Origin of the sequence: Mesorhizobium sp. M7A.F.Ca.CA.002.09.1.1 (genome assembly GCF_003998555.1) — a bacterium.
Lineage (GTDB): Bacteria > Pseudomonadota > Alphaproteobacteria > Rhizobiales > Rhizobiaceae > Mesorhizobium > Mesorhizobium ciceri.
In genome coordinates this window covers 1-9,689 of sequence record NZ_RZRR01000102.1, presented here as the reverse complement: position 1 = coordinate 9,689, position 9,689 = coordinate 1, and the positions used below count along the sequence as shown (strand labels likewise).

13 protein-coding genes are annotated in these 9,689 nt (G+C 59.6%); 8 read left to right on the top strand and 5 right to left on the bottom strand.

Annotation, left to right across the window (positions count from 1 at the left end):
- From EN994_RS07140 to EN994_RS07125, 4 genes are all read left to right on the top strand, one after another.
- On the top strand, window positions 1-1,266 hold a 1,266-nt coding region (locus EN994_RS07140; RefSeq protein WP_164745832.1), incomplete at its 5' end, for an erythromycin esterase family protein.
- Between the two features lie 98 nt (window positions 1,267-1,364).
- Window positions 1,365-1,571, top strand: coding sequence for a hypothetical protein (locus tag EN994_RS07135; protein WP_013531530.1), 207 nt, complete (start codon window positions 1,365-1,367; stop codon window positions 1,569-1,571).
- 47 nt (window positions 1,572-1,618) lie between these two features.
- The gene (locus EN994_RS07130; protein WP_013531529.1) at window positions 1,619-2,089 is read left to right on the top strand and encodes a YbhB/YbcL family Raf kinase inhibitor-like protein; all 471 of its coding nucleotides are present in this window, start codon (window positions 1,619-1,621) and stop codon (window positions 2,087-2,089) included.
- A gap of 83 nt (window positions 2,090-2,172) precedes the next feature.
- Complete coding sequence (locus tag EN994_RS07125; protein ID WP_013531528.1) at window positions 2,173-2,331, top strand: hypothetical protein; 159 nt, start codon at window positions 2,173-2,175, stop codon at window positions 2,329-2,331.
- Between the two features lie 107 nt (window positions 2,332-2,438).
- Here EN994_RS07125 and EN994_RS07120 read toward each other — a convergent pair whose 3' ends face one another.
- The gene (locus tag EN994_RS07120; protein ID WP_013531527.1) at window positions 2,439-2,867 is read right to left on the bottom strand and encodes a hypothetical protein; all 429 of its coding nucleotides are present in this window, start codon (window positions 2,865-2,867) and stop codon (window positions 2,439-2,441) included.
- A gap of 192 nt (window positions 2,868-3,059) precedes the next feature.
- Here EN994_RS07120 and EN994_RS07115 point away from each other — a divergent pair, with 192 nt between their 5' ends.
- Complete coding sequence (locus tag EN994_RS07115) at window positions 3,060-4,967, top strand: DUF4396 domain-containing protein (protein ID WP_063168034.1); 1,908 nt, start codon at window positions 3,060-3,062, stop codon at window positions 4,965-4,967.
- Window positions 4,968-5,022: 55 nt separating this feature from the next.
- On the opposite strand, the gene EN994_RS35310 is transcribed toward EN994_RS07115, so the two are convergent.
- Entirely contained in the window at window positions 5,023-5,316 is a 294-nt protein-coding gene (locus EN994_RS35310; protein WP_164745831.1) for a hypothetical protein, read from the bottom strand.
- Window positions 5,313-5,540, bottom strand: coding sequence for a hypothetical protein (locus EN994_RS07105; protein WP_013531524.1), 228 nt, complete (start codon window positions 5,538-5,540; stop codon window positions 5,313-5,315). Before EN994_RS07105 ends, EN994_RS35310 begins: the two co-directional genes overlap by 4 nt.
- A 251-nt stretch (window positions 5,541-5,791) precedes the next feature.
- Here EN994_RS07105 and EN994_RS07100 point away from each other — a divergent pair, with 251 nt between their 5' ends.
- The 3 genes from EN994_RS07100 (at window position 5,792) to EN994_RS07085 (ending at window position 8,020) form a co-directional block, all read left to right on the top strand.
- Window positions 5,792-6,187, top strand: coding sequence for a hypothetical protein (locus tag EN994_RS07100; RefSeq protein ID WP_013531523.1), 396 nt, complete (start codon window positions 5,792-5,794; stop codon window positions 6,185-6,187).
- 55 nt (window positions 6,188-6,242) lie between these two features.
- A complete protein-coding gene (locus EN994_RS07095) occupies window positions 6,243-7,433 on the top strand; it encodes an NADH-quinone oxidoreductase subunit D (protein ID WP_063168035.1) in 1,191 nt (396 codons plus the stop codon).
- Between the two features lie 401 nt (window positions 7,434-7,834).
- Entirely contained in the window at window positions 7,835-8,020 is a 186-nt protein-coding gene (locus EN994_RS07085) for a hypothetical protein (RefSeq protein WP_013531520.1), read from the top strand.
- Between the two features lie 39 nt (window positions 8,021-8,059).
- Here EN994_RS07085 and EN994_RS07080 read toward each other — a convergent pair whose 3' ends face one another.
- Window positions 8,060-8,809 carry a metallophosphoesterase gene (locus EN994_RS07080; protein ID WP_013531519.1) on the bottom strand — a complete coding sequence of 250 codons (750 nt, stop codon included), beginning with the start codon at window positions 8,807-8,809 and terminating at the stop codon, window positions 8,060-8,062.
- A complete protein-coding gene (locus tag EN994_RS07075; RefSeq protein WP_063168036.1) occupies window positions 8,802-9,611 on the bottom strand; it encodes a nucleotidyltransferase family protein in 810 nt (269 codons plus the stop codon). The genes EN994_RS07080 and EN994_RS07075 overlap by 8 nt, the downstream gene beginning before the upstream one ends.
- Window positions 9,612-9,689 lie beyond the last annotated feature (78 nt).

Genomic DNA, 9,689 nt, shown 5'->3' with positions numbered 1-9,689 from the left:
GCTGAACCGCTGCCCGATTTCGACGATCCGGCCTTCGGCGCATTGTTCGACCGGTTCGCCGACCGGCGCGTCGTTCTGCTTGGCGAGGCAAGCCATGGCACGTCCGAGTTCTACAGGGCGCGCGCGGCGATCACCCGCAGGCTCGTCGAACGGCACGGCTTCACCATCGTCGCGGTCGAGGCGGACTGGCCCGATGCGGCGGCGATCGACCGCTACGTTCGCCATCGTCGGCCGCGAACAGGCGCCGGTGCGCCATTCCAGCGGTTTCCGACGTGGATGTGGCGCAACACCGATGTCGCGGCCTTCTCCGACTGGATGCGCCGTCGCAACGAGAAGCTAGAACCTTCGGAGCAAGCAGGGTTCTACGGCCTGGACATCTACAATATGAGCGGGTCCATAGGCGCGGTCCTCGACTATCTCGACCGGGTCGATCCCCAGGCAGCCAAGATTGCACGCGAACGGTATGGTTGCCTGACGCCCTGGCAACACGAACCGTCTACCTACGGCCGTGCGGTGCTCACCGCCGGCTATAAAAAATGCGAGAAAGCCGTGCTGGAACAATGCCGGGACTTGCTCGCCAGACAACTCGATTATGCAAAACAGGACGGAACCGACTTTCTCGACGCCAGTCAGAATGCTCGGCTGATCGCGTCCGCCGAACACTACTACCGGATCATGTACTATGGCGGTGCGGAGTCCTGGAACCTGCGCGACACCCACATGTTCGAGACCTTGGAACATTTGTTGGACGCCGGCGGCCCCAACTCCAAGGCGGTGGTGTGGGCGCACAATTCCCATATCGGCGATGCCCGCTTTACCGAGATGGGTGTCGTCAGGGACGAACTGAACATCGGTCAGCTCTGCCGGCAGCGTTTCGGCGATGAGGCAGCGCTAATCGGTATGGGCACGCATTCCGGCACTGTAGCGGCCGCAAGCGACTGGGATGGCGAAATGGAGGTGAAGCAGGTTCGCGCGTCGCACGCCGACAGCTACGAACGGCTTTGCCACGATTCTCTTGTGTCGCGGTTCCTGCTCGACCTCGGGCGCGACAAGACGCTGCGTGAGCGGCTGCTGGAACGTAGGCTGGAGCGATTCATCGGGGTAATCTACCGGCCGGAAACCGAGCTGGGCAGCCACTATGCGGACGCTTCCCTGCCCCAGCAGTTCGACGCGTTCCTATGGTTCGACAAAACCGCGGCAGTGACGCCGCTTGGCCCGGAGCATGCAAGAACCGGCGTTCCCGACACCTATCCATTCGGGCTCTAACCGGCGCGCGCGGCGAGCCGATGAAGCAGAGCCCTGGAACCGGAACGGCCCATCTGGCTTGCATTTTTAAACTGAAATCCCGTCGAAGGAGTTTTCTCATGACCGGAACCAAACATCCGAAATGGAAAAAACCGAGCGATGCCGACTTGGCGAACAATCCTGGTATCGGGACTTCCAAGGGAACGATCAAGGAAGGCGAAGAGTTCGAGCTTGAAGGCGAGAACACGGTCGAAGGCGATGTCGAGAACGACACGACCGCTGCTGGCGGGATCGATCCAAGACAAAAGATGCGGACCAACAAATAGCATGCCGTTGGCATCGCTGCGATCAACTTCCCCGGAAGGAGTGAACCATGCCACTTGCCCTCAGCAGCGCCGCCTTTGCCGAAGGCGGACCAATTCCCGAAAGATATACACGAGACGGCAAAAACGTATCGCCGCCGCTGAAATGGTCTGGAGTACCGGACGACGCCAAAAGCCTCGTTCTCGTCGTTCAGGATCCTGATGCGCCGAGCGGAACGTTTGGTCATTGGGCGGTATTCAACATCTCCGCGGAGACAAGGGAACTTCCCGAGGCGGAAAGCGGCAAGCCAGGTCCCGGTGCCCTTAGGCAAGCAACAAATGATTTTGGCAACGCCTATTACGACGGCCCTGAACCCCCGGTCGGACATGGCGTCCACCATTACCATTTCCGGCTGGCCGCGCTCGACACGCCGAGCCTTGCCATTCCGGCCAGCGCAGGCGTCGAGCGCATCTGGCGGGAGGCGCAGAAACACTCGCTCGAGCAGGCAGAACTCATCGGAACCTACGAACGCAATCCGTAAGTTGATGACCGAGGTGGCATTACCCTGCTGCTGCGCGGAACGGTTCTCCTCCTTGCCGGTTGTCTGGGAAAGGAGATGCCGCCATGTTTGGAGATATCATGTGGTTGGTCGTCGTTGCCGGCGGCCCATTGTTGCTGATCGTGCTGTTGGCCTATGCCGTTATCGCACGCCGCCGGCGTGGGCCCGCCGAACGAAGGGAAAGCGACCGGGCGACCGACCGGCTATACCAGGACAAGCGTTGATCCGCATCGCAAGATATCCAATCGGCAAGACATCCAATCGGCAAGACATCCAATCGGCAAGACAGGGGATCGTAAGCCGCAGCGGGCGACGACGATCCCCAACTGGGTCAGCGCATTATCCTTTGCCGCAACCACGCAAAGAACCTGCCGCTGACGGCTGAGCGGACTCGCGTCGCAGCCCAGCGCGCTTTCATGGTTGAGCCGACGTGGCAATCGCAGACGATGTCGTGCAACTGCCAGTCGTTCAGCTCGAAAAAGCGCTTTGCCTCGCCGTAGGTATCGTCTTTCAAACCCGATGCGCGCAGCACTGGATCTTCGAAAGCAACCGAAATTGCGGTTCCCTCGCCCCGCATCATTGCACGTGCTTCGGGGTGCAGATGTTCGGTGCCTGCAAACGCGCCAAGGCATCGCTCGGGATTACGCTCCAGCAGTTCAGCCCAGCGCTCTATGCGCTGATTTCGTGTCATTGCGGAATATGCAGCCGACGATTCAATCTTGGCGACGGCATGCAGTTGGTCGAGTGTTTGATGTTTCATGGCCAGCTCCTGTTGAGGCAGCGAAGCGCCCACGCCTTCAAGGGAATTACCGCGCCGTAATGCTTCGACAAGAGCGCCAGGCTGGAGAATTCGACACAACCGGATTGGGCCGGCGGGATCATAAACACACGTTCTGCGTTCATTGGCGGGGGCTGCTTGTGACAAACCGCTGATCCGCGACGGGATGCATCCATGTTCATCCAGCCAATCGACTATTTCCTTGCCGTCTGGTTCGCTCTTGCCGCCGCCTCGACGCTCTATGTCGGCTTCGATCAATACCGCAACAATCCCGAACCGGTGGTGATGAAATGGGGTTTCATCCTGGTGACCCTCTATATGGGTCCATTGGGGCTGCTGCTTTATGTGCTTGCAGACAAGGAGCCACGACCGGGCGAGCATGAAGACTTCACCAGGCCGCTATGGAAGCAGGGCGTCGGTTCGACCATCCACTGCGTTGCCGGCGATGCAACCGGCATCATTCTCGCGGCGGTCATCACGGCAACGCTTGGCCTGCCTATGTGGCTCGACCTCATCGTCGAATATCTGGCGGGTTTCGCCTTCGGCCTGTTCATCTTCCAGTCGCTGTTCATGAAATCGATGATGGGCGGCACCTACTGGGAGAATGTGCGCAAGAGCTTCCTGCCCGAGTTCATCTCGATGAATTTCATGATGGCCGGCATGGCGCCCGTCATGAGCTTCCTGATGATGGGGCGCGACATGCGCGCGATGGAGCCGACCGAGCTCTTGTTCTGGGGCGTGATGTCGATCGGCGTCATTGCCGGCTTCACACTTGCTTATCCCGCCAATGTCTGGCTGGTCGCCCGCGGACTGAAGCACGGGTTGATGACGCAGCGCCCGGAGGCGGCCGAAATGAGCAGTCGAGAGCCGACCGCCCAGCAACAGCACGCTACGCATCATGCCCGCGCCGGCGATGATCGACGACAAGGCCACGCCAACACATCCCACAAATCCAAACGCAACGGCCATCAGATGGAGACGGACGCCACGACGCCGCAGATAGCAGCCCTCGGCATGGTCTCGGTGCTGGCGCTGGCGATTGGCATGGCCGCACCGGCGAACTGGCTGAACCTGACGCTTTCGGCACGTGACGTCGGCGGGGCGATCATGCCGCAAGGCATGATCATGGGCCGCGACACGCCGGCGGAAGCCATGCGTGACATGGCTGCAACCAATCCGCATCGCGTCACGGCATCCTATGGCCTTGCCGCCAAAGGCGACCAGGAACTGCCATTCCGCCTGGAGAACGGCGTCAAGGTGTTCGACCTCAGGCCCTCAGTGGTCCGCTGGCAGATCCTGCCCAATGTCGCGGTCGACGCCTATGCCTACAACGGCCAGATCCCCGGTCCGCGCATCCACATTCGCCAGGGCGATAAGGTTCGCATCGACGTCACCAATGACCTGCCTGAGGAGACCACGGTGCATTGGCACGGCATGATCCTGCCGAACCAGATGGATGGGCCCGCCGAGATCACCCAGCCGCCGATCGAGCCTGGGCAATCCTATTCCTACGAATTCACCGCGACCCAGCACGGGACCTATTTCTATCATCCGCATGCCAAGCCGGACCGTACCCAGGCGCTGGGGCTCTATGGGGCGCTGATCATCGACCCTGCCAATCCCGCCGACGAGGTTCAGGCTGACCACGACTATGTGATCGAACTTCAGGAATGGCTGGTGCGCGATGGACTGACCTATCCTTCGATGCCGATGGAAGGCGGTATGCCGAACTTCTTCACCATCAACGGCAAGGCCTATCCCGCAACCGACGCCATCCCCATGAAGGTGGGCGAGACGCTGAAGGTGCGTTTCATCGGCACCAATAATGGCTTCGTCCATCCCATGCATATCCATGGCGGACCCTTCGAGGTCGTCGCTCGTGACGGTGAGACGCTTCCTCCCTCGGCGCGCTTTCTGGCCGATACGATCAATGTCGGGCCAGGACAGCGCTATGACGTCGTCTGGAAGGCACGGCGTCCCGGCAAGTGGCTCATCCATTGCCACATCCCGCATCACACGACGAACAACAATGTCGAGGAAAAGGGCGGCGGCGGGCTGATGGTCGTGATCGACGTCGGTTAAATCTGCCACCCCCCTGTGGATTTACCTGTGTCATCGGGGGGCGCGTTGTTGCGCGCTACTTCTTGATAATGGTTCCGTTGCGCAAGTCGAATGCTTCGGTACCGCGAGCCTGGCGATAGAAATCATCCTGCAATTCACCCCATTCGCCGAGAAAGGCGCCGCAATTGCTGCAATGAATTGGCGTCGACTCGTTGGCGTCGTCGGGAATGTCCATTTGGATGGTCCCACAAGCCTTGCAATCGAGTTTGTCGTCCAGCCGTCGTCCCATTTCCCAATGATTGCGCATTTTCGACCATGAGCCAATTGTCGATTTCGTACCAAATCGCATCGACCATGGCTCATCGGTCAATCGCGAGAGTCAAAAAGGACGGCCAGACCCAGTTCCCGTGCCAGCTCGATGATCGTCTCCATCAATTCATCATCTGTATCCTGCAAATAAGGCGCGTCCCTGCGAGCGGCCTCTATCGCCGCTTTGACCGAAACGATGTCGCCGTATCGCGCACTTCGAAGCTCTTCTGCCAGAAACGCCTTGGCGGTACCGACAGGTCTTATTGCCCATCTGGCGATGCTCATGCGGCTCCCTCCCATGGTCACCTCAGCTTCATTTTGATCCTGTCCAAGGTGCAGATCAATCGATGGTACGATTCCGTACGGAGCTACCCAACCGGTTGGAGACAGCCGTGTGACGAACGCCTTGGCCAGGGTTTTCGGCGTCTCTCTGGGGTGAGTTGGGGCGAAATCGCCCGGTGGGACCGGCCTTGCGGAACCATCGCTCAGCATGGGGGTTTCTTCAAAATCTCCCTCGAAGAATGCAAGGAGCGACCATGCGCATGTTGACGATAGCTGTCGCGCTTTCCGGGGCGGTCACCATTCAGCCCGTCTACGCCCAAACTATCGGACCGCAGCTTCCCCAGGTGACGCCACCGCAGGGCGAAGCGCAGCCGGAGCTGGCGCCGCCCGATCCAGGCTCTGCCGGTTTGAATTTCACCGGCGTCGCCATTGTCGCCGTCGAGGATTTGCCGGACGAAATCAAGGCGCAGGCCGATGCCGTGATTAACCAGACCAGCGCCGAAGATTTGCTTCGCCTGCAAAGCTCCGTCGATGCCTCACCTCAGGCGACGTCGGCTTTGAGAGCGAATGGGCTCAATTCCTCGCAGGTTGTCGCTGCAAACATAGATGGCGATGGCACGCTGACGCTGATCATTCAGACGACGACTTGAGGCATCGAACCATACGCATCACTGAATCGACGAAATGCAGTCGCGGAGAGCAGCAATGGTCGAAGCCGCCGTTCGCAACTTCACCATCAATTTCGGGCCACAGCATCCCTCCGCCCATGGTGTTCTTCGGTTGGTGCTCGAACTGGACGGCGAGATCGTCGAGCGTGCCGATCCGCATATTGGCTTGCTCCATCGAGGCACCGAAAAACTCATAGAGCACAAGAACTATTTGCAAGCGCTGCCCTATTTCGATCGGCTCGACTATGTCGCGCCGATGAACCAGGAGCATGCGTTCTGCCTCGCCGCCGAAAAACTGCTCGACATAACAGTTCCAAAGCGTGGGCAGCTTGTCCGTGTTCTTTTTTGCGAAATTGGCCGGCTTCTGTCGCATCTCCTCAATGTCACGACCCAGGCCATGGATATCGGCGCCCTGACGCCGCCGCTTTGGGGATTTGCGGAGCGCGAGAAGCTGATGGTCTTTTACGAGCGCGCCTCCGGCGCTCGCATGCATGCGAATTACTTCAGAATCGGCGGCGTGCACCAGGATTTGCCTGCGAAGCTTCTCGACGACATCTGGGCTTTCTGCGATCCGTTCCTCAAAGTCTGTGACAACCTCGACGATCTGCTCACCGGCAGCCGCATCTTCAAGCAGCGCAATGTCGATGTTGGTGTGATCGGGCTGGATGATGCCTGGCGCTGGGGATTTTCCGGCGTGATGGTACGCGGATCGGGCGCGGCATGGGATTTGCGCAAGGCACAGCCATACGAATGTTACCCTGACATGGATTTCGACATCCCCGTCGGCAAGAACGGAGACTGCTATGACCGTTATCTCGTCCGTATGGAGGAGATGCGCCAGTCGGTGCGGATCATGAAGCAATGCCTGGAAAAACTGCGGTCATCCGAAGGCCAGGGGCCGGTCGCGATTCCGAACCAGAAGATCACGCCGCCGCGGCGCGCCACGATGAAACGCTCTATGGAAGCGACCATCCAGCATTTCAAACTTTATACCGAGGGGCATCGCGTGCCGGCGGGAGAAGTCTACGCCGCGGTTGAAGCGCCAAAGGGAGAATTCGGCGTTTATCTGGTTTCTGACGGGGGCAACGTCCCTTACCGGTGCAAAATACGTGCGCCATCTTTCGCCCATCTGCAGGCGATGGATTTCCTGTCTCGAGGGCACATGATCGCCGACGTTGCCGCGATCATCGGGTCGCTCGACATCGTGTTTGGCGAGATAGATCGTTAGTCCTCGGCAGGTTGCGCGCTTGCCCCGCGATGCAGAAATTCCCTCTCATGCGTGGACGGGAGGCTCTTCATTCTCGTCGGGGTTGGGCAGCGGAGTCTCGTCCGGAAGCGTTTCCGGTTCGGGTTCCTCGATCGGCTCCGGCTTCCATGTTGGAGGCGGCACGGGCATATCGCGATTTGGGTCTGGCTGTCTTGGCTGTGGCATCTAACTATCTCCGTTCAGTCGGAACAACTCGTCCGCCGTGGCATGGTTCCTGGCAGAATACAGCCATCGAGATCGTTGCGCCCTCAAGGCAGGCGCACGTTGGTCCGCCCACGGATGCCGGCGCAAAAGTTGCAGATCGTTCGGAACCGGTCGGATTTTCGAGCCGTTGTCGTCGAAATCGACCAAGGAGAAGCGTGATGAAGGACAAGTCAGGAGATATCGACCATACATTGCCGCAGGTCGCCATCGACGATCAGCAGGTGCGACAGCTGGCCGCCACGACCGATTTGCCGTCAAGGCAGGCACGCGAACTGGTGCGCCGTCACGGCAACGATCCGCGGAAGCTGGAAGAGTTGGCGAGGTCGATCAACGCCACCAACTGAGTCCAGGCCAATGGGCATCGACGGCGCAAGCCGTTGGCATCAGATTTCCAGCAAGGCGTAGGGGCGGCCGCCAGGTTTGGCCACATGCATGGCGACGTTGTAGACCTTGGCTCCGCCAGGCGTTTGGCCTTCGTAAGAACCGCGATGTGCATGACCGTGCACGACAGCACTGACCTGGAATCGATCGATCGTTTCGGCCAGACGTGAAGAGCCCAGAAACGGAAATATTTCCAGCGGTTCTCCCGCGACGGTGTCGGCAATCGGCGCGTAGTGAAGGATCACCAGCGTGCGCTTGGCCCGCACCTGGCGCATCGCATTTTCAAGTCGCATTGCCTCGTTCACGCTTTCCGCGACCATCGTCTTGATCGCCGGTTCCCCGAATGAGCCGAGCATGCGTGACCCGAAGCCGCCTATGAATCCCTTCACGCCGACAAAACCGACCTCCTCGATTTCGACTGTCTGCCCGTCGAGGAGGTGAACATGCGCCTGCCGCAGGATCTTCGTGACGTCTTCCACCGCACCGGACTCGTAGTCATGATTGCCGAGGACTGCCACAACCGGGATCGAGCAGTTGCGCAGATCCTCGGCCAGCATCTCCGCTTCACGAGGCTTGCCGAGATTGGTCAGATCTCCCGTGAGAACGAGAATGTCCGCTTCGCTCGATATCTCGCCGAAGAGGTCTCGATACGAGTTTTGTGCATCTTCCCGCACATGGAGATCCCCGACCGCGGCAACTTTGAGCGCGCGTGCGCCGTCCTTGGGCGCGCTGCTCTTGACGGGATCAGCCATCACGGAATTCTCCCACACCACCGACGCCGGCGAAGCCCCATTCCTTGACGTCGATCTCGTAGTCGGTTTGCGAAAGCAGCCGCCCACGGCAGATCTTCATCCTTGGAGACGGCAATTGCCGTTGCTTGGCGAGGCGGTCGAGCAATTCATCGAGCAACCAGGCCGGGATATGATCCCGCTCGCTCGGATAGATCCATCTGAAATTGATAAGCTGCATCAACAGAACCTCCCAATGAACCTCCAGATAAGAAAGCAGCCGGTGCCAATCGATCTGATCGCCCGCCTTGAGAATCGTATGAGCGATATCGGCGCCGTCGTGTCGCCCTCTGTCCTGGATAAAGCATTTGGACCAGATGAGTTCGGTCGGGCCGATGATCCGCACCCTGCTGCCCAACAGCTCGGTTTGGCGGGCGTGTTCCAGCCACAGGTCGCCAACAGGCACCGTGCCGTTGGCCGAGCCGAAGATGACGTCGAAGAAATGCGTGCCCTTGAACACCTTGCCGAGCCACCGGTCGTCCTCGATTTCGACGGCATATCCAAGCTGCTTGAAATGGGCGAGGATCCGCGCGTAGTCGCCTGCCTTGCAGAAGATATCGAGGTCCTTGGTCTGGCGGGTGACACCCGTATAGGCGCTTACCGCGTAGGTCCCGGCGACCAGAAAGGGAATGTCGGTGGCGGCAAGCTCGCGGATTGCTTCGGTATAAAATACCTCCGCCTCGGCATTTTTGAGCGTCGGCGCCGCCTTTGCGTCAATCATGGGAAGCGAGACCAGAACGTTTTCAGGCAATGGGCCATTGGTCATGAAACGATGACTCCGAATCCGGCAACCGGCAGTCGCCCGCTGTGGTAACAACGTGAACCCCGCCTGGTTCCGCTACCG

Excerpts from the sequence above, each read along its gene's own strand:
- EN994_RS07130 (WP_013531529.1), top strand. The coding sequence starts at position 1,619 with ATGCCACTTGCCCTCAGCAGCGCCGCCTTTGCCGAAGGCGGACCAATT.
- EN994_RS07075 (WP_063168036.1), bottom strand. The coding sequence starts at position 9,611 with ATGACCAATGGCCCATTGCCTGAAAACGTTCTGGTCTCGCTTCCCATG.
- EN994_RS07095 (WP_063168035.1), top strand. The coding sequence starts at position 6,243 with ATGGTCGAAGCCGCCGTTCGCAACTTCACCATCAATTTCGGGCCACAG.
- EN994_RS07115 (WP_063168034.1), top strand. The coding sequence starts at position 3,060 with ATGTTCATCCAGCCAATCGACTATTTCCTTGCCGTCTGGTTCGCTCTT.
- EN994_RS07125 (WP_013531528.1), top strand. The coding sequence starts at position 2,173 with ATGTTTGGAGATATCATGTGGTTGGTCGTCGTTGCCGGCGGCCCATTG.
- EN994_RS07105 (WP_013531524.1), bottom strand. The coding sequence starts at position 5,540 with ATGAGCATCGCCAGATGGGCAATAAGACCTGTCGGTACCGCCAAGGCG.
- EN994_RS07120 (WP_013531527.1), bottom strand. The coding sequence starts at position 2,867 with ATGAAACATCAAACACTCGACCAACTGCATGCCGTCGCCAAGATTGAA.
- EN994_RS07100 (WP_013531523.1), top strand. The coding sequence starts at position 5,792 with ATGCGCATGTTGACGATAGCTGTCGCGCTTTCCGGGGCGGTCACCATT.
- EN994_RS07135 (WP_013531530.1), top strand. The coding sequence starts at position 1,365 with ATGACCGGAACCAAACATCCGAAATGGAAAAAACCGAGCGATGCCGAC.
- EN994_RS07080 (WP_013531519.1), bottom strand. The coding sequence starts at position 8,809 with ATGGCTGATCCCGTCAAGAGCAGCGCGCCCAAGGACGGCGCACGCGCG.
- EN994_RS07085 (WP_013531520.1), top strand. The coding sequence starts at position 7,835 with ATGAAGGACAAGTCAGGAGATATCGACCATACATTGCCGCAGGTCGCC.